This is a genomic window from Actinomycetes bacterium, from assembly GCA_036000965.1.
In the GTDB taxonomy this organism is placed as follows: Bacteria; Actinomycetota; CALGFH01; order CALGFH01; family CALGFH01; genus DASYUT01.
In genome coordinates this window covers 1-18470 of the sequence record DASYUT010000196.1, presented here as the reverse complement: position 1 = coordinate 18470, position 18470 = coordinate 1, and the positions used below count along the sequence as shown (strand labels likewise).

17 protein-coding genes and 1 pseudogene are annotated in these 18470 nt (G+C 74.5%); 14 read left to right on the top strand and 4 right to left on the bottom strand.

Annotated elements, in window-relative coordinates; translation table 11 throughout:
- Positions 1-43 precede the first annotated feature (43 nt).
- Entirely contained in the window at positions 44-1441 is a 1398-nt protein-coding gene (locus VG276_18250) for a hypothetical protein (GenBank protein ID HEV8651274.1), read from the bottom strand.
- A gap of 271 nt (positions 1442-1712) precedes the next feature.
- Positions 1713-2531, bottom strand: coding sequence for a sugar phosphate isomerase/epimerase family protein (locus VG276_18245; protein HEV8651273.1), 819 nt, complete (start codon positions 2529-2531; stop codon positions 1713-1715).
- Between the two features lie 165 nt (positions 2532-2696).
- Between VG276_18245 and VG276_18240 the strand changes: the two genes are divergently transcribed.
- The 7 genes from VG276_18240 to cobA all read left to right on the top strand — a co-directional run bounded on the left by VG276_18240 (position 2697) and on the right by cobA (position 9113).
- On the top strand, positions 2697-3407 hold the full coding sequence (locus tag VG276_18240) for a hypothetical protein (protein HEV8651272.1): 711 nt from the start codon (positions 2697-2699) through the stop codon (positions 3405-3407).
- Positions 3404-3652 (top strand): glutaredoxin family protein, encoded by a 249-nt coding sequence (locus VG276_18235; protein HEV8651271.1) that lies wholly within the window; start codon positions 3404-3406, stop codon positions 3650-3652. The genes VG276_18240 and VG276_18235 overlap by 4 nt, the downstream gene beginning before the upstream one ends.
- An 88-nt stretch (positions 3653-3740) precedes the next feature.
- Positions 3741-4445: a redox-sensing transcriptional repressor Rex gene (locus tag VG276_18230; protein ID HEV8651270.1), complete on the top strand. Its 705-nt coding sequence runs from the start codon at positions 3741-3743 to the stop codon at positions 4443-4445.
- A 10-nt stretch (positions 4446-4455) separates the two neighbouring features.
- The gene (locus VG276_18225) at positions 4456-5082 is read left to right on the top strand and encodes a bifunctional precorrin-2 dehydrogenase/sirohydrochlorin ferrochelatase (GenBank protein ID HEV8651269.1); all 627 of its coding nucleotides are present in this window, start codon (positions 4456-4458) and stop codon (positions 5080-5082) included.
- On the top strand, positions 5058-6344 hold the full coding sequence (locus VG276_18220; protein HEV8651268.1) for a glutamyl-tRNA reductase: 1287 nt from the start codon (positions 5058-5060) through the stop codon (positions 6342-6344). Before VG276_18225 ends, VG276_18220 begins: the two co-directional genes overlap by 25 nt.
- Positions 6337-7377, top strand: a complete 1041-nt coding sequence (hemC, locus tag VG276_18215) for a hydroxymethylbilane synthase (GenBank protein ID HEV8651267.1) — start codon at positions 6337-6339, stop codon at positions 7375-7377. The genes VG276_18220 and hemC overlap by 8 nt, the downstream gene beginning before the upstream one ends.
- A 233-nt stretch (positions 7378-7610) precedes the next feature.
- Complete coding sequence (cobA, locus tag VG276_18210; GenBank protein ID HEV8651266.1) at positions 7611-9113, top strand: uroporphyrinogen-III C-methyltransferase; 1503 nt, start codon at positions 7611-7613, stop codon at positions 9111-9113.
- A 101-nt stretch (positions 9114-9214) separates the two neighbouring features.
- On the opposite strand, the pseudogene VG276_18205 reads toward cobA, so the two are convergent.
- Positions 9215-9382, bottom strand: a pseudogene (locus VG276_18205) (SigE family RNA polymerase sigma factor).
- Positions 9383-9511: 129 nt separating this feature from the next.
- On the opposite strand from VG276_18205, the gene hemB reads away from it, so the two are divergent.
- The 4 genes from hemB (at position 9512) to VG276_18185 (ending at position 14707) form a co-directional block, all read left to right on the top strand.
- Entirely contained in the window at positions 9512-10495 is a 984-nt protein-coding gene (gene hemB / locus VG276_18200; protein HEV8651265.1) for a porphobilinogen synthase, read from the top strand.
- A gap of 28 nt (positions 10496-10523) precedes the next feature.
- Positions 10524-11642: an acetamidase/formamidase family protein gene (locus VG276_18195; GenBank protein HEV8651264.1), complete on the top strand. Its 1119-nt coding sequence runs from the start codon at positions 10524-10526 to the stop codon at positions 11640-11642.
- Positions 11643-11846: 204 nt separating this feature from the next.
- The gene (locus tag VG276_18190; protein ID HEV8651263.1) at positions 11847-13169 is read left to right on the top strand and encodes a DUF4153 domain-containing protein; all 1323 of its coding nucleotides are present in this window, start codon (positions 11847-11849) and stop codon (positions 13167-13169) included.
- 515 nt (positions 13170-13684) lie between these two features.
- Complete coding sequence (locus tag VG276_18185) at positions 13685-14707, top strand: alpha/beta hydrolase-fold protein (protein HEV8651262.1); 1023 nt, start codon at positions 13685-13687, stop codon at positions 14705-14707.
- Between the two features lie 176 nt (positions 14708-14883).
- Here VG276_18185 and VG276_18180 read toward each other — a convergent pair whose 3' ends face one another.
- Positions 14884-16488 carry a phospholipase D family protein gene (locus VG276_18180; GenBank protein HEV8651261.1) on the bottom strand — a complete coding sequence of 535 codons (1605 nt, stop codon included), beginning with the start codon at positions 16486-16488 and terminating at the stop codon, positions 14884-14886.
- A 229-nt stretch (positions 16489-16717) separates the two neighbouring features.
- On the opposite strand from VG276_18180, the gene VG276_18175 reads away from it, so the two are divergent.
- The 3 genes from VG276_18175 to VG276_18165 all read left to right on the top strand — a co-directional run.
- Positions 16718-16927, top strand: coding sequence for a hypothetical protein (locus VG276_18175; GenBank protein HEV8651260.1), 210 nt, complete (start codon positions 16718-16720; stop codon positions 16925-16927).
- On the top strand, positions 16924-18240 hold the full coding sequence (gene hemL, locus VG276_18170) for a glutamate-1-semialdehyde 2,1-aminomutase (GenBank protein ID HEV8651259.1): 1317 nt from the start codon (positions 16924-16926) through the stop codon (positions 18238-18240). Before VG276_18175 ends, hemL begins: the two co-directional genes overlap by 4 nt.
- A 44-nt stretch (positions 18241-18284) precedes the next feature.
- The coding region (locus tag VG276_18165; protein ID HEV8651258.1) for a hypothetical protein at positions 18285-18470 on the top strand (186 nt) is incomplete at its 3' end.

Sequence of the window (18470 nt, the reverse complement as noted above, 5' to 3'; positions counted from 1 at the left end):
CGCGGGGACCCCTGAGCGCGGTGGCGCCCGGCCACGAGTCGAGCTACGGGAGCAGCGGCGCGGTCGTCGTCGTGGGCGGCGCGGTCGTGGGCGGCGCGGTCGTGGGCGGCGGCGTGGTCGGCGGCGGCGTGGTCGGCGGGCGCGGCGTGGTCGGCGGGCGCGGCCGGGTGGTGATCGGCGGCCTCACGGTGGTGCCCGGGGTGCCCGTGGTCGGCGGCGCGATCACCCCACCCCTGCTGCTGGTCTGGGGCGGGAGCCGGCCTGGCGTGGTGGCGCTGGTCGTGGTGCCGCCCGGCCCGGTCGTGGTCGGCTCACCCGCGGTGGTCTCGGGCGGGGAGGTGCCGGCGACCACGGCCGGCCCCCCGGCGCCGGTCGTGGTCGTGCCCAGGCACCCGGCGGTGCCGCACTTCGAGGACGAGCCGGCCAGGGCGTTGACGATCACGAAGCCGGCGCCGGCGGCCATGACCACCCCGACCAGCGTCATGAGCACGACCCGGTGGGACAGGAGCGCGACGAGCCCGGACAGCCGGGCGCCCTTGGCCCGGGACGAGCGCCGCAAGCGGGAGGCGCGCCGCATGGGCAGCTCGGCCGGGCCTTCGGTCTCCGTGACGACCGCGTCGGCGACCAACTCCTCGCGCACGCGGTACACGAAGCTCGGGTCGGGAGGAACCACCACGGTCGCCGCGGCCTCGCGCAGGGAGGAGGCGACAGCCAGCGCGTTGGCCATGTTCTGGTCGTCGTCGGTGAGGTCGGCGCTCCACCGGTTCAGACGGCGCTCGAACTCGTCGGCCCGCCGCCGGTCGCTCTGGGCCGGGTCCAGGAAGTACGGCTCGGGCGTTGACGCGCCGTTCTCGGACGACGCTTCGCCCCTGGCCGTCCGGAGCGCGGGCGACTCCTGGCTGCGCTCCCACAGCGTGGAGCAGGCCAGCAGCTGGAGCGCCTTGGTCACCCGGGGCCGGTAGCCGGTCAGGTGGGCGGTGTGGACCAGGGAGTGACCGAGCAGGAGGCGGAGGATGACGACCTCCCGCTCCGGGTCGTCGAGCAGGGCGACGTCGCCGACCACGCTCTCGTCGTCGCCGTGGGGCCGGGCGGCACGCCCGTGCGCGACCGCGTCGCGCGCCATCGCGATCAGCCACGCGCCCAGCTCGCCCTCGCCCCGGGCAACCACCGGCAGCCAGGTCATCACGTCGCGGAAGACCCGCTCGGTCAGCTCCTCCGCGACCTCTGGGTCGCGCGTCCAGGCGACCAGGTAGCCGTACACGTCGTCGACGTAGCGGTCGTACAGCTCGGCGATCGCCTCCGGGTCGCGGGCCATGGCCTGCTCGACGAGCCTGCGCTGGACCGCGATGGCCTCGGTCAGGTTGCCGTTGCGGCAGCCGCAGGTGATCGTCCCGACCTCGATCTCGCCGGTCGGCGGGGCCGGTGCCCGGTTTGGCGTCATCGTTGCAGCACCAAGAGCTGGACGCCAGCGGCGGCGACGATCACCACCAGCAGTACCGCGACCAAGACGGCGGTGCCTGTGCGCATGTTGCTCGCTCCCTGGCCGTTCCGTGATCCGGCCCGTCCGCCCATGGGTCCGGACGGCATGGACCGGACAGCGGGCGATCCTACCCCTTCCGAGCCACAGGTTTCGAACCCCCGCGTGCAGCAACGGGCGTCCCCCGCCCGGCCCACCTGCAACCACCCTAGAGGATCAGGGTCGCTAGAGAGGATCAGGGGTCGCTGGCCTCGGCCCGCTCGGCTCCGGCGGCCAGGTGCTTGCGGGCGGTCTCGACGTTGTCGCGGAGCACGGCGATCAGGCCGGCCCGGTCCTCGGTCCACGGCCGCACGTCGAGCTCGAGGGTGACCGCGCCGCCGAAGCCGGTCTGCCCGAGCCGCTCCAGGAACTCGGGCACGGGCAGGACACCCTGGTCGAGCGGGGCGTGGGTGTCGCGCCCGCGCCCGGCGTTGTTGGAGGCGTGCACGTGCACGACCCGGTCGCCGAGCTCGGCCTGGGCCTCCAGGAGGTCGATGCCGGCCACGGCCAGGTGGCTCGTGTCCAGGGTCACCCAGGGGTAGCGCCCGAGCTCGGCCAGCTCGATGCCGCTCTGGAACGGCAAGGGCCGGCCGTTCACCCAGACCGGGAACATGTTCTCCACCGCGATCGTGACCCCGGTCGCCTCGCGCACCTCGACGATGCGCTCGACCAGCCAGTCCGTGTACCGGAGCTGCCAGCGGTAGGGCGGGTGGATCACGATCGTCGACACCTGGGCCGCCTCAGCGAACGCGACGCAGCGCTCGATCTTGCCCTTGGGGTCGGTGCCGAAGACCAGCCAGGTGGCGAGCAGGAAGGGCCCGTGGACAGCGCGGACGGGCAGGTCGTACCGGGCCGCGACGGCCGCCATGCGGTGCGGGTCCTGGCTCAGGCGGTCCTGGGTGATCATCAGCTCGGCGCCGTCGAACCCGGCCTCGGCGATCGTCTCGAAGGTCTCCTCGAGCGAGTGCATGTAGAACGGTCCGGTGGCGGCGAGCACGGGAGGGTGCTGGGGCACGAGCGCTCCTCGGTCGAGGAAGAGTCGGTCCTGGGGGCCTGGCCGGGCGCCCAGGACGGGCAGGGACGTCGGCGTCCCACCACGATGGTAACAACTGCCCGGCGACACCGGCCGACCCGCGGTGCCGCGCAGGTGAACAGCAGGCTTCGGGACTAGACTTTCCCCGTGCACTGGCTACTCCCGTCCATCGCCACGGCCGCGTCGGCCGCGTTCGCGGTCGCGGTGCTGGGCCAGTACCGCCGCCGGCGCAGACCCTACCAGCTCGCCTGGGGTGCCTCGCTGTCGATGTTCGCGGTCGCCTCGCTGGCGCTGACGGTCGGGACGGCCAGCCAGTGGACGCCGGCCGGGTTCAAGCTCTACTACCTGTTCGGCGCGGTCCTGAACGTGCCCTGGCTTGGCCTCGGCACGGTGCTCCTGCTGGCCAGGCGCCCGCTCACCCGCCGCGCCTACCTCGCCGGCCTGGTGGTGTTCAGCCTGGCCAGCGTGGCGCTGGTGGCCATGGCCAAGGTCGGCGCGGCCGACCTGGCCGGCCAGGTTGTGCCCGAGGGCAGGCGGTTCCTGCCCGTCGGCGTGCGTGCCCTGGCCGTGCTCGGCAACGTGGTCGGCACCGCCGTGGTGGTGGGCGGCGCCGTGGCCAGCGGGTACGGGCTGCGCCACCAGCGCCATCTCCGGGCCCGGTTCGAGGGCAACCTGCTCATCGCGCTCGGCGTGCTGCTTGCCGCAAGCGGCGGGGTGTTCGCCTTCCTGGACCGGAGCAACAGGCTGGCGACCGGCCTCGCCCTGGGGGCCACGGTCATGTACGTGGGGTTCCGGCGCGCCTCCGCGCCGGCGCGCCCGGGCCCGGCGCGGGCAGGCCCGGTGAGGGCGGGGCCGTGACCGCGGTCACCCTGTACACCCGGGTCGGCTGCCACCTGTGCGAGGCAGCCGAGGAGGTGCTCCGGGCCGAGCAGGCCACGATCCGGTTCGCGCTCGAGCTGGTCGACGTCGACCGCGACGCGGGGCTGGCCCGCCGCTACGGGGTCCGGGTGCCCGTCGTCGCAGTCGACGGGGAGGAGATCTTCGAGTACGAAGTTCCGGTCGACCTGCTCCGCGCCTGCCTGCAAGCCCGGAGTACCGTTTGAGAAGCCTGTCACAAGGGCCTAGACTCGAAGGACAGACGCGGGACGCCTGCCCCGCCAGCCGTTGGACCGCAGGGGAGACCTGAGCATCGTGCGAGACCGCAGCATCCCGGAAGCCACCGTAGCCCGACTCCCCATCTACCTGCGCTGCCTGGTCGACATGGCCGAGCGGGGAACGCATACGGTCTCCTCCGAGCAGCTCGCGGAGGCCGCCGGGGTCAACTCCGCCAAGGTGCGCAAGGACCTCTCCTACCTCGGGTCGTACGGCACCCGGGGCGTCGGCTACGACGTGGAGTACCTCATCTACCAGGTCCGGCGCGAGCTGGGGCTCGAGCAGGACTGGGCGGTGGCCATCGTCGGGGTCGGCAACCTGGGCCACGCCCTGGCCAACTACCACGGCTTCAGGGAGCGCGGGTTCCGCATCGTCGCCCTCCTCGACGCCGACCCGGCCAAGGTCGGCGAGCGGGTCGGCGACGTCACCGTCGAGCACATCGACGACCTCGACCGCATCGTCAAGGAGGAACAGGTCGCCATCGGGGTGGTCTCCACCACGGCCTCCTCCGCCCAGGAGGTGTGCGACCGGCTGGTCGCCGCCGGCGTGGCCTCGATCCTGAACTTCGCCCCCGCCCACGTGCAGGTCCCCCCGGGCGTGTCGCTGCGCAAGGTCGACCTCTCCACCGAGCTGCAGATCCTGTCCTTCCACGAGCAGCGCCGGGCAGCCGTGGACCTGGTCCGCCAGACCGCGGCCAGGCCGCTGGCGGACCCCGGGACGGCCCCCCCAGTGACCAGAAGCTGACCTGCAGGTCATGACGGCCAGGTACCCGATCCTCGTCGACCTTGCCGGTCGCCCGACCGTGGTGGCCGGCGGCGGCCCGGTGGCCGAACGGAAGGTACGCGGGCTGCTCGCCGCCGGCGCGACCGTGCGGCTGGTCAGCCCCGAGGTGACGCCGGGCCTGGCCGACCTGGCCGGGCGGGGCGAGATCGTGGTCGAGGCGCGAGCCTGGCGGCCGGGGGACCTCGCCGGCGCCGTGCTGGCCGTGGCCGCCACCAGCGACCCGGCCGTGAACGCCAGGGTAGCCGAGGAAGGCCGGTCCAGCGGCGTGCTGGTGAACCGGGCCGACAGCCCGGACGGCGGCGGGTTCACCGTGCCCGCTGTGCTCCGCCGGGGCGACCTCACGGTCGCGGTCGCCACCTCCGGGCGGACGCCGGGGCTGGCCGGGGCGCTCCGGCGCCGGCTCGAGGGGGTCCTCGGGCCGGAATGGGCCGAGCTGGTCGAGCTGTTCGCCGCCAATCGCGGTAGCCTTCCCAGGGCCGCCGACCAGGCGGCCTGGGACGGCCTGCTCGCACCCGACGTGCTCGAGGCCGTCCGCCGCGGCCAGCCTGCCATCGTACGCGAGAGGATCCGGGCATGCCGGTCTTCGTCGTCGGCCTGAACTTCAAGAGCGCCCCGCTCGACCAGCTCGAGCGGCTCGCGGTCGACCAAGAACGCAGGCCCAAGGCACTCGCCCACCTGCTCGCCCAGGATCACGTCCACGAGGCCGTGGTCCTGTCGACCTGCAACCGGGTCGAGGTCTACACCGCGATCAGCCGCTTCCACGGCGGCGCGGCCGACGTGCGCCACTCCCTGGCCGAGTTCCACCACCTCGACCCGCAGGACTTCGCCCACCACCTCTACGCCTACTACGAGGAGCGCGCGGTCCAGCACCTGTTCGCGGTCGCGTCCGGGGTCGACTCGATGGTGGTCGGCGAGACCCAGGTCCTCGGGCAGGTGCGCGAGGCCTTCCAGGGCGCGACCGCCGAGCGGGCCGTCGGGCCGGTCCTGTCGACCCTGTTCCGCCAGGCGATCAAGGTCGGCCGCCGGGCCAGGGCCGAGACGCGGATCGGCGCCGGGCTCACCTCCACCCTGACCGTGGGCATGCGGGTCGCCGAGGGGCAGCTCGGCAGCTTGGCCGGCCGCCGGGTGCTGGTGGTGGGCGCGGGCCGGATGGGCCGCCTGGCCGGCCGCACGGTACGCGCGTGCGGTGCCGGCGAGCTCGTCGTGGCCAACCGCACCGCCGCCAACGGCGCCGCCCTCGCCCGCGAGCTCGGCGGTCGTTCGGTGCCCCTGGACCGGATCGAGGACGAGCTGGTCGCGGCCGACCTCGTCGTCGCCTCGACCGCGGCGGTCGCACCCACTGTCACCGCGGGCGTGGTGGCTGCGGCCACGGCCCGCCGTCGTGCCAGCGGCGTGCCCTCGACGCTGGTCGTGCTCGACCTCGGGGTGCCGAGGGACGTCGATCCCGACGTGCGTGCCCTGCCCGGGGTGGTCCTGGCCGACCTGGACGGGCTCCGGGCCGTGCTCGAGACCGAGGACGCCGGCCGGCGCGACGAGATCGAGCGCGTCCGCGAGCTGATCGCGGCCGAGTCCCAGGCGTTCATGAGCTGGCAGCGGGAGGCGCGGCTCGGCCCGACCATCCGCGCCCTGCGGACCCGGGCCGAGGAGGTCCGCCGGCGGGAGCTGAACCGGGCCGCCTCCCGCCTCTCCGGCCTCTCCGAGCGTGAGCGGGCGGCGGTCGAGGCGGTTACCAAGGGCCTGGTCAACAAGCTGCTGCACGAGCCGGTGGTGCGCGGCAAGGCGCTCGCCGCCGGCCCGGACGGCGACCTCTACGCCCGCATGCTGCGAGAGCTGTACGCCCTGGACGACCTCGATGCCTGACAAGCCAGCGCCTGTCAAGCCCGCGCCCGACGAGCCTTCGATCCGCATCGCGACCAGGGGGAGCGCCCTGGCCCTGGCCCAGAGCAGGCTGGTCGCCGACGGGCTCGCGACGGCCTGGCCAGGGCTCCAGGTTGTCATCGTCCCGGTCGTGACCGAGGGCGACCGGCGCCGGGACGTGCCCACCACCGCGCTCGGGGGCAAGGGGGTGTTCACCGCCGCGGTGCAGGAGGCGGTGCTCGACGGCCGGGCCGACCTGGCCGTGCACTCGGCCAAGGACCTTCCCGCGGCCCAGGTGCCCGGGCTCGTGCTGGCCGCGGTGCCCGAGCGCGAGGACCCGCGGGACGTGCTGGTGACCCGGCAGCCCGAGCGCGAGGGCCCGCGGGACGTGCCGGTGACCCGGCAGCCCGAGCGCGGGCCGGCAGCCGGCGACCTGGACCGCCTGCCGCGCGGCGCCCGGGTGGGCACCGGCAGCCCACGCCGGCTCGCACTGCTCTCCTGGCTGCGTCCGGACCTGGAGGTCGTCGGAGTCCGCGGCAACGTCGACTCCCGGGTCCGCCGGGTGCGCTCGGGCGAGCTGGACGCGGCCGTGCTGGCCGCCGCCGGGCTCCGCCGGCTCGGCCTGGCCGAGGAGGCCGCCGCGCCGCTCGACCCCGAGGTCTTCACCCCGGCGCCCGGCCAGGGCTGCCTTGCCGTCGAGGCGCGCGAGGACGACACCAGGGTGCTCGGCCTGCTCGGCGTCCTCACCCACCGGCCCTCGCGGGTGGCGCTGCGGGGGGAGCGCGCCTTCCTGGCCCGGCTCGGCGGCTCCTGCACGCTCCCGGCCGGGGCGCTGCTGCGCGCCCCGGAACCGGACAGCGGGGGGCGCCTCGAGATCCAGGGCTTCCTGGCCGCCGCTGACGGCAAGGGCCTCGTCCGCGAGCGCCTGCTCGGGCCGCCCGACGACCCCGAAGGCCTCGGCCAGGCCCTGGCCGACCGCCTGCTGGCGGCCTGCGGACCGGAGGTCCGCGCCCTGGTGGAGGCGAGCCGCCGGTGAACCAGGCCTGGCGCCCGGACCCCGAGGGGCGCCCAGACCGGGCGGGGCGCCCCGACCCGGAGGAGCGCCTGGATCTGGCGGGGCGTCAGGACCCCGGCGGGCACCCGAAGCCGGCGGGGCGCCCGGATCCGGCGGGGCGCCCGCACCCGCAGGGGCGTCAGGACCCGGGGGGACGATCGCACCCGGAGGCGGCCGCCCGGCCGCCCGGCCGCCCGGCCGCCAGGACCGGGATCGTGCACATCGTCGGTGCCGGCCCGGGCGATCCCGGGCTGGTCACCGTGCGCGCCCTCGAGCTGGTCGGCCAGGCCGACGTGCTCGTCTACGACCGCCTGATCCCGCCCGGGCTGGTCGAGGCGGCGCCCAGCGGGTGCGAGCGAGTCGACGCCGGCAAGCTGCCCGACCGCCACCCTCTGGCGCAGGCTCAGATCAACGCCTTGCTCGTCGACCGGGCCAGGGCGGGCGGGCGGGTGGTCCGGCTCAAGGGCGGCGACCCGTTCGTGCTGGGGCGCGGGGGCGAGGAAGCCGAGGCGTGCGCCGAGGCCGGAGTGCCCTTCGAGGTCGTCCCCGGGGTCTCCTCGGCCGTGGCAGTCCCCGCCTACGCCGGCATCCCAGTAACCCACCGCGACCTGTCGAGCACGTTCGCCGTGGTCACCGGGCATGAGGACCCGAACGGAGAGCCCGCCAGCACCCGCTGGGCGGCCCTGGCCCGGGTCGGCACGGTCTGCGTGCTCATGGGGATGGGGCGCCTGGCCGCCATCGCGGACCGGCTGACCGAGGCCGGACGCCACCCGGACACACCGGCCGCCGTGGTGGAGCAGGGCACGACCCCGGCCCAGCGGGTCGTGCGGGCCACGCTCGCCACCATCGCCGAGGAGGCCGTCCGGGCCGGCGTCCGCGCTCCCGCCGTGATCGTGATCGGCGAGGTCGTGGCCATGGGCGACCGCCTGGCCTGGTACGAGAACCGGCCGCTGTTCGGCCAGACCGTGCTCGTGCCCCGGACCCGCGAGCAGGCCAGCTCCTTCTCCGCGCTGCTCCGCGAGCGCGGCGCCGAGCCGCTCGAGGCGCCGACCATCGAGGTGCGGCCGCCAGAGACCACCGCCGAGCTGGACCGGGCGGTCGGGCTGCTCGCCGCCGGCGCCTACGACTGGGTCGTGCTGACCAGCGCCAACGGCGTGGCCGCACTGCGCGACCGTGTCGAGGCAGCTGGCCTGGACGCCCGAGCGCTCGGGCGGGCCCGGGTGGCCGCGGTGGGGCCGGCCACCGAGGCCCAGCTACGCGCGTGGGGGATCGCCGCCGACCTCGTGCCGGACGTGGCCACCACCGCGGCGCTCGGCGAGGCGTTCCCGGACCTGCCCGGCCGGGTGCTGCTGCCGCGGGCGGACCTCGCCAACCCCGAGCTCTCCCGGGCCGTCGCGGCCAAGGGCGGCGACCCCGACGACGTCGTCGCCTACCGCACCGTCCCCCTCGAGGAGATGGACCCCGCCGCCCGCAAGCGGCTGGACGGCGGCGAGGTGGACTGGGTCGCGTTCACCGCGGCCTCGACCGTGACCGGGTTCGTCCGCGCCTACGGGGGTCCGCCTCCGGACGGCGTGCGGGTCGCGGTCATCGGGCCGGTCACCGCCGGGGCGGCCCGGGCGGCCCGCATGCAGGTCGCCGCCGAGGCCCGCGAGCACACCATCCCCGGCCTGGTCGCCGCCATCGAGCAGGCCGTGGCCGCCCCGCGGCCCCAGCCGTAGCGCTCCTCGCGGTGGGTCACGGCGTGGCGGGCCTCGACCAGCGCGCGCCGCAGCAGCGACCGGTGCCGGTTGACCAGAATCCTGCGCGCGTAGGCGGCGGCCTGGTCGCGCCGCCGCAGCCGCGGCCAGGCCGCGAAGGTCCGCGCGGTGGCCTCCTGGGCCAGTTCGTCGGCCTCGTGCCAGCTTCCGGTCAGCAGGAAGCCGAGCCGCCGCAGCGGCCAGTACTCGTCGCCGAAGAAGTCGGCGAACTCCCGGTTGTCGCCCCTCATGACGCCTACACGCGAGCTGCCTACGCCAGGTTGCACCCGATCCTGCCGCCGACGGTGGTCGCGTCTGGGGACGGTGCGGTGTACGGTTCGGGCGCCCCAGATCCACCCGCCGGGCACCGAGGAGTGAGGATGCAGCCACCGCCCTTCCCGACCAGCCGTCCTCGCCGTCTGCGCCGCACCCGGGTGCTGCGCGACCTCGTCCGGGAGACGAGCGTCACGCGCCGGGACCTGGTGGCGCCCCTGTTCGTCAAGGAGGGCATCGGCGAGCCGGTCGCGATCTCGTCGATGCCCGGCCACTGGCAGCACACCCTGGAGAGCCTGCGCAAGGAGGCCGCCGAGCTGGCCGCGCTCGGCATCCCGGCGCTGCTGCTGTTCGGCGTTCCGGCGTCCAAGGACGCCGAGGGCTCGCAGGCCTGGGCGCCCGACGGGATCGTGCAACGGGCGCTCCAGGCGCTCCAGGCCGACCTCGGCGACGAGGTGGCCCTGATCGCCGACCTGTGTCTGTGCGAGTACACCAGCCACGGCCACTGCGGGCTGCTGGAGGAGGATGGTCCGGTCGACAACGACGCCACCCTCGAACGGTACGGGCGGATCGCCGTGGCGCAGGCCCGGGCCGGCGCGGACGTGGTCGCGCCCAGCGGCATGATGGACGGGCAGGTCGGCGTCGTCCGCGCCGCCCTCGACGAGGCCGGCTTCACCGATACCGCCATCCTCGCCTACGCCGCCAAGTACGCGTCGGCCCTGTACGGCCCGTTCCGGGAGGCGGCCGAGGGCGCGCCCAAGTTCGGCGACCGCACCGCCTACCAGATGGACCCCGGCAACGGCGACGAGGCCATCCGGGAGGTCGGGCTCGACATCGCCGAGGGCGCCGACCTCCTCATGGTCAAGCCCGCCCTGGCCTACCTGGACGTCGTCTGGCGGGTCAAGCAGGCGTTCGGGCTGCCTACGGCCGCCTACCACGTGTCCGGGGAGTACGCGATGGTGAAGGCAGCCGCCGAACGGGGCTGGCTCGACGGCGAGCGCACCATGCTCGAGGTGCTGACCGGCATCCGGCGCGCGGGCGCCGACCTGATCGTGACCTACTTCGCCCGCGAGGCCGCCCCGCTGCTGTAGCACGCGCCCAGCGACCCAGGAGGTCACCTTGGCCACGCACGAGGTCCGCGTCGACTACTCCAAGGCATTGGGCGAGGAGCCGGGCACCGGGCACAACCGCTGGCACCCGGGCGTCGCCCCGATCGTCCACTGCGACCCGGGCGACGAGGTCGTCCTCGACACGCGGGACGCCTTCGACGGGCAGATGGGCCCCGACGCCACCCTCGAGACGGTCGCCGCGCCCAACCTCAACGTCGTCCACCCGCTCACCGGGCCGGTGTTCGTGCACGGCGCCGAACCGGGCGACGTCCTCGAGGTCGAGATCCTCGACGTCGAGCCGGACAGCTACGGCTACACCGTGCAGGTGCCCGGCTTCGGGTTCCTTCGGGACGTGTTCCCCGACCCGTTCATGGTGCGCTGGTCGATCGCTGGCGGGTGGGCGGAGTCCGGGGACCTGCCCGGCGTCCGCATCCCCGGTCATTCGTTCATGGGCACCATCGGGCTGGCGCCGAGCCGCGAGCTGATGGCGGCCTGCGCGGCCAGGGAGCAGGCCGCCCTGGACCAGGGCGGGTTCGTGCTGCCACCCGACCCCACCGACGCCGTGCCCGCCGACGAGGCGATCGCCCGCGAGGCGCTGCGCACCATCCCACCCCGCGAGACCGCCGGGAACGTCGACATCAAGCAGCTTGGCAAGGGCGCCCACCTGTACATCCCGGTGTACGAGCCCGGCGGCCTGTTCTCGGCCGGCGACGCCCACTTCGCGCAAGGCGACTGCGAGACCTGCGGCACCGCCATCGAGATGCGCTCCACCCTGCACGTCCGCTTCACGGTCCACCAGGGCATGGCCGCGGCCAGGAACATCCGGGATCTCCAGTTCGCCAGGGACGACTACCACGTCGCGCCCGAGTTCGCGGCGCCCCGCCGGTTCTTCGCCACCACCGGGCTGTCGGTCACCAAGGACGGGGAGAACCGGCCCGAGGACCTGACCCTGGCGGCCAGGAACGCCCTGCTGAACATGATCGACCACCTCGGCCACCACGGCGGCTGGACGCCGCAGCAGGCCTACGCGATCTGCAGCGTCGCCGTCGACCTCAAGGTCAGCGAGCTGGTCGACGTGCCGAACTTCGTGGTCTCGGCGTTCCTCCCCCTGGACATCTTCAAGAGCTAGGTCCCCCCAACGGCCCCCCAAGAGCGCCGGTGCCATGGCCGGGCCGATCGGTGGGCCGGAATGGTCTCCGCTGAATCTCCGCATCCTGGATGCGGTTTCTCAACCTGAGCCGCCTATCCTCGACTTGCACGACGGCCAGATCCGCCCCGAGCGGCGCGAGCCGCACGGCTGCCGGATGGTCGTCGTCCTACCAGGAGGGAAGCCATGAGCCAGGCGGCGGGCGAGGAGACGCTGGCCGTCCCCGGGACCGTCCCGACCGTGCTCGACCCGGCCGACGGCTGGGTCGTCGCCGGGGTGGCCGCGACCGCCGTGGCCACCGACCTCGCGCTGCGGTCAGGGGCGCTGGGGCTTGCCGGGGCGCTGCTGGTGCTCGTGGCCGCGGTGGCCCTCCTGGCCTGCGGCCGGCTCGCGACCTGGCAGGCCAGGCTGGTTGCGGCGGTCGCGCCCGTGTTCGGCGCCTTCCTGGCCATACGCACCAGTGCCTGGCTACTGCCGCTGGACCTGCTGGCCGCCCTGGGCCTGCTCGCGCTCGGGGCGTCGCTGGCCCGGGGCGGGGACGTGCTCGACTTGACCGTCCCGCGGGTGGTCATGCGGGCGGTGCACGCCGTGCTCCACGCGATGGCCGCGCTGGCGTTCGCGGCCGCGCCGGCCAGGCGGGCCGCCCGCCGGCACCTCGGCGAGGCCGGGCGCGCCGAGGCGGTGCTGCGCGTGGTCGGCGGCGTGCTGCTCGCGGTCCCGCTGCTGCTCCTGCTCGGCTTCCTGCTCGCCTCGGCCGACGCGGTCTTCGCGAGCTTCTTCCGGGTCGACGTGGACCTGGCCAGCCTGGCCGGCCACGCCGCCGCGCTCGCCGTCGGGGCCTGGGGGGCTGCCTCCCTGCTCCGGGTCACCTCGGTCGTGCCGGTCGGCCCCCTCGGGCCGGGCCGCCGGATGCTCGGCAGCATCGAGGCGATGATCGTGCTTGCCGGCCTGGCCGTACTGTTCGCCGTGTTCGCGGCCGCCCAGGTGGTGGCGCTCTCCAAGGGCGGGCGCCACGTCCTTGCCACCGCCGGGCTGACCTACGCCGAGTACGCCCGGTCTGGTTTCTTCCAGCTCCTGGCCGTGGCCGTCATCACCCTGGGCGTCCTGCTCGCGCTCCGCGCGCTCACCGACCTCGAGCACCCTGGGCGGCGGCGGGCGTTCGCCGTCCTGGCCGAGGTCGCGGTCGCGCTCACCCTGGTCGTCGTGGTCGTCGCCATCCGCCGCCTCGACCTCTACGAGCGCACCTTCGGCCTGACGATGCTGCGCCTGTACAGCGAGCTGTTCAGCTACTGGGTCGGCGTGGTGTTCCTGCTGCTGGGCTGCTCCCTGGCCGGCCTCGGCAGCCGCCGGGCCTGGTTCCTGGGCGCCGCCGCCGCAGTCGGGCTGGCCCTGCTGCTCGCCCTCAACGTGGTCAATCCGGAGGCCGTGGTGGTACGGCCACAACCTCGCCCGTGCCCCTGCGGCGGAGGCAGGCTCGCTCGACCCGGCTGGACGCTTCGACACAGCTGAGCGCCTCGACCAAGCCTATCTCGCCGGCCTGTCCGACGACGCGGTCCCCACGCTGGTCGACCGGGTGCCGTCCCTGGACCCGGCCGCGCGCGCCGCCGTGACCGCGCGACTCTGCCAGGAGCGCCCCGCCCCGCGCTGGACCGGCTGGCCAGCCTGGAACCTCGGCCACGCGCGGGCCAGGCAGCGCCTCGCCGCCTTCTGCCCGTAACCGGCCCGGGCCTGGCGCGCTCAGGACGGCAGGGGCCGCTGGTAGTGGACGATCCGCTCGCCGAGGCCGTCGTCCTTCTCGCGGCCCGAGCGCCGGAAGCCCCGGCCCTCGTAGAGCCGGTGGGCGCGTGCGTTGTCGGCATGGGTCCACAGCTGGGCCCGTTCGTAGCCACGCGCCTGGGCCTCGGCCAGAAGCGGAAGTGCTCGAGCGGGCGAGCGGGATCACACTCGTCACCGGCGTGATGAAATGAGGCAGGACCAAGTCCAGATGAGGCAGGACCAAGCAACCACGGAAGGAAGGGTCGAGCATGCGCCCATGGAACGTGGACGCTCGAGGGCGGTTCGAGCAGCACACGATCTCGAGCCGGGTCCTTCGGGGCAACCCGCTCGGCGACCCGTACGAGCGGCCTGTCTGGGTCTACCTGCCGCCCGGGTACGGCGACGACCCGGACCGCCGCTACCCGACCGTCTACGTCATCCAAGGGCTCACCGGCCAGGTCGACATGTGGTGGAACCGCTCGCCGTTCCGGCCCAACGTTCCCGAGCGGGTCGACGAGCTGTTCGCGGGCGGTGGCACGCCATCCTGCATCGTCGTGCTGGTGGACGCCTGGACCTCGCTGGGCGGCAGCCAGTACCTGAACTCGCCTGGCACCGGCCGCTACCTCGACTACCTCTGCGACGAGGTGGTGGGGTTCGTCGACGAGCGCTACCTGACGCTCGCGAGCCGGGACCACCGCGGCCTGGCCGGCAAGTCGAGCGGCGGCTATGGCGCCATGGTCGTGCCGATGCTCCGTCCCGACGTGTTCGGCGCCCTGGCCAGCCACGCCGGCGACGCCCTGTTCGAAAGCTGCTACCTGCCCGACTTCCGGGTCGTGGCCAGGACCCTCCGCGACCGGTACGACGGCTCCTACGAGCTCTTCTGGGCCGACTTCCGCTCCCGGCCGGCGTTCAGCGTCGAACACGACGAGGAGCTGCTCAACGCCTGGTGCATGGCGGCCTGCTACTCGGCCGAGCCGGACGGCACGGTGACCCTGCCCTTCGACACCGCCACGGGGCGGCTGCGCGACGAGGTCTGGCAGCGGTGGCTCGATCTCGACCCGGTCCGGATGGCCCCCAAGCACAGGGACGCGCTGCGCTCGATGCGCGGCATCTGGATCGACGCCGGCAAGCGGGACGAGTACTACCTCGACCTCGGCGCGGCCGCGTTCGCCGCCGAGCTGGACGCCCTGGGCGTGGAGCATGTCTTCGAGCTGTTCGACGCCACCCACATGGCCATCGAGTACCGCTACCCGACGGCGATCGCCTTCCTCGCCCGACACCTGGGCCGGTAGGCCAGCGGACCATGCCCGACACCTGAGCTGGTAGGCCAACAGACCCCATCAACAGGGCACCCGTACGGGGAAGCCGTCGATCGTCGCCGCAGGCGTACGGCACAACCTGCAGAGCCTCCTGCAGAGCCTCGGAGAGCGGGCAAGTCGCTTCGCCCCATCAGGTCCTTGGGCCGCGATCAGAAGCGGCCGCTGCGGAGGAGGTGGCGGGGGCGGCCGTCCGGGTCGACGATGGTGGCGTAGACGGGGCGTGCCCACCAGGCGGCCCAGGGCTTGACCCGGCCCGGGTCGTGCACAGTGGCTCGACCAGGCGGACGGGGGCCCCGCCGGCCGTCCCGCTTCCAGACGGTGAGCGCCTCGGCAGCGTCCTGCCAGGCACGGAACCCGCGCTCCGGGTCCAGCAGGTCGGCATCATCACCTGGCGCCCGGCCGAGATGCTCGCGCCACAGGCGCAGGCGCAGCTCCCGGGCGAACACCCGGGCGCCGTCGCCCAGCCCAGCGGGGTCGGTCGGGTCCCCGGGGTGCAGGGTGCCGTCGAGCACGGCAGCGGCCAGCTCGGCGTCATGGGTCCACGAGCGCCGGTTGAGGTTGTCCGAGCCGACGGCCGCCCACACGTCGTCGATCACGCACACCTTGGCGTGCACGTAGATGGGGGTGCCGTTCTCGTTCTCGAGGTCGTAGACGGCTACCCGGTCGCCTCCGGCGGACCGGACCACGTCCATCGCGGTCTGCTGGCCGATCCGGTTCGGGGGCCCGGAGAGCCGACCGTCCCGGTCGGGGTAGCGTGGGACCACGGCCACGAACCGGAGCTCTGACGAGCGGCGCAGCGCGTCGGCGATCAGGCGGGCCACCTGCACCGACCACAGGTACTGGTCCTCGAGGTAGATCAGGCTCCTGGCCCGCCAGAACGCCTTGGCGTAGGCGCGGGCGATGCTCCGCTCTCCCCTCGGCGCGAACGGCAGGGCAGGCCGCTTGGCCGGGTAGGTACGCAGCACCTGGACCGCGTGCGGGCCGGCCGGCCCCGGGTCGGGCGGCATCGGCGGCAGGGGGTCGGGGTGCCTGGGCTCGCCGATCCGCCTGGTCAGCAGGGCTCGCCAGGGGTTGCGGTGGTCGAGCGGGGTGGGGTCCCCCCAGCGCTCCCGGAAGGTGAGGTCCAGGTCGCCCACTGCCGGGCCGCGGACCTCGAGCTGCGCGTCGTGCCAGGGCGGCCGGGGGCCGTAGCGCGGGTCCATGTCGACCGGCTGGGGGTCGCCGAGGTGGCGTTCGTCGTCCCGCCGGCCGTGGCACAGGTCGATCCCGCCCAGGAAGGCGACGTCCTCGTCCTCGCGGCCGGGGTGGCGGACCACCACCAGCTTCTGGTGCTGGCTGCCCGGGCCCCTGACCCGCGCGTCGAGCAGGATCTCGCCCCCTGCCTGGTTCACGACCTCCCCGAGGTGCAGGTTCGACTCCTCGGTGAAGTGGGTCCAGCGCGGGTGGGAGCGCCACAGCAGGCCACGCACCTGCACGCCCCGCTCGGCCAGGCCGGCGAGCACGGTCCCGACCTCGGTGCCCGGGCCGTCCAGGCGCTCGTCGGCGTCCCCGCACCAGTCGGTCAGGAAGACGAGATCGCCAGGCCGAAGCGAGCGCAACTCGGCCAGCAGGCACCGGAGGTAGGTGGCCCCGTGCACCAGCGCCTCGGCGCGGTTGCCCTCGGTCCAGGCCCGCCCGTCGCCACGCCGGCGGTCGATCTCGGTGGCCCGGTTGCCGCGTTCGTCGGCACGTAGGAACCAGTCGTCCAGCTTCAGCGCCCGACCTCCTTCGCTCGTTGCATCCCCAGAGTCTGGCGCACATCGCGGCCTGCCCCCAAGCCAGGGGACGGCCGGCGCACCGGCCGGGCCGGTCGTAGACTGGCCGGCGTGGAGGTTCCGGCCGGGGGAGGTCCGGCCAGGGGCGCCCTCCGGCCCAGGGACGTCCAGCCAGGGACGTGCGGCCAGGGACGTGCGGCCAGGGACGTCCAGCCAAGGAGCGTGGAGCTTGCGGTACCGCTTCCTCACCCAGGACCGGGGTCAGACCAGCGGCCAAGCCGCCTGCCGGTTCGTGCTGGGCCACCCGGCCGTGGCCACGGTCCTTGCCGACATCGATGACGAGGAGCGACTGGTGGAGTACGCGACAGCCTCCGACCTGCCCGACCTGACCGCCGAGGACACCGGCCGCCTCGCCGAGCTCCACGAGGCTCGGCGATGACCGGCGGGAGCCGCCAGCGCGGCGTGCCGCGCAGCACGGCGCTGTTCGAGCGGGCACGGGCGCGGATTCCCGGTGGGGTCAACTCGCCGGTGCGCGGGTTCGGGGCGGTCGGCGGCACGCCGCGCTTCTTCGCCCGCGGGCAGGGTGCCTGGCTGTGGGACGTGGACGGCAACCGGTACGTCGACCTGGTCCTCTCGTGGGGCCCGCTGATCGCCGGGCACGCCCACCCCCGCGTGGTGGAGGCGGTCCAGGCCGCGGCCGCCCGGGGCACGTCGTTCGGCGCGCCCACCGAGGCCGAGGTCGAGCTGGCCGAGGAGGTCGCGCGCCGGGTCCCCGCGGTCGAGAAGCTGCGCATGGTCAACTCGGGCACGGAGGCGACGATGAGTGCCGCCCGGCTGGCCCGGGCCGCCACCGGCCGGGCAAGGATCGTGAAGTTCGCCGGCTGCTACCACGGCCATGCCGACGGCCTGCTGGCCGCGGCAGGCTCTGGCGTCGCCACCCTGGGCCTGCCCGACTCCCCGGGGGTGACGAGCGCCCAGACCGCGGACACGATGGTCCTGCCCTACAACGACGAGAACGCGCTCGCTGCGGCCTTCGCGACCGCGGGCGCGGAGATCGCCGCGGTCATGGTCGAGCCGGTGGCGGCGAACATGGGAGTCGTCCCGCCCACGGCCGGCTTCCTGGCCGCCCTGCGCCACGAGACCCGGCGGGCGGGCGCGCTGCTCGTGGTCGACGAGGTCATGACCGGGTTCCGGATCCACCCCGCCGGCGCCACCGGCATGTACGGGCTGGAACCGGACCTCCTCACCTTCGGGAAGGTCGTCGGCGGCGGGCTGCCGGCGGCCGCCTACGGCGGCCCGGCCACGCTCATGGGCCAGGTCGCGCCCGAGGGGCCGGTGTACCAGGCCGGCACCCTGTCTGGAAACCCGCTGGCCACCGCGGCCGGCCTGGCGACGCTGTCGCTGCTGGACGCCAGGGCATACAAGCGCCTCGACGAGGTGGCGGACATGCTCGCGGACGGCGTGCAGGCAGCCTTCGACGACGCCGGGCTCCCAGGCCGCGTCCAGCGGGCCGGGAACCTGTTCAGCGTGTTCATGACCAAGGACGAGGTGCTCGACTACGCAGCCGCCCGGAACCAGGACACCGGCGCATACGCCCGCTTCTTCCATGCCATGCTCGACCGAGGTGTGTACCTCCCGCCGAGCGCCTACGAGGCATGGTTCGTGTCCATCGCCCATACCCAGGCCGACGTCGACCACGTGCTGTCCGCCGCCCGGGAGGCGGCCATGGTCGCGGCCCGGGCCCCGGCCTGACCGGACCGGACACGGTCTGACCTCACCCCTGAGGTGGTCCGTGGGTGCTCCGTGACCCGGAGGCGGAGCCAGGCGAGCTGGCCATCGTCGTCCCGCACGCGGTGGTCGGTGGTGCTTGGCGGCCTTGGTTCCTGCTCGGTCTTGCCGGGGCCGCGCCCGGCCTGGGGCTGGGCCGGGTTGGGGCTGCTGCTGGTGGTGGGGTGGCTGGGCCGGGTTGGGGTTGGTGGTGG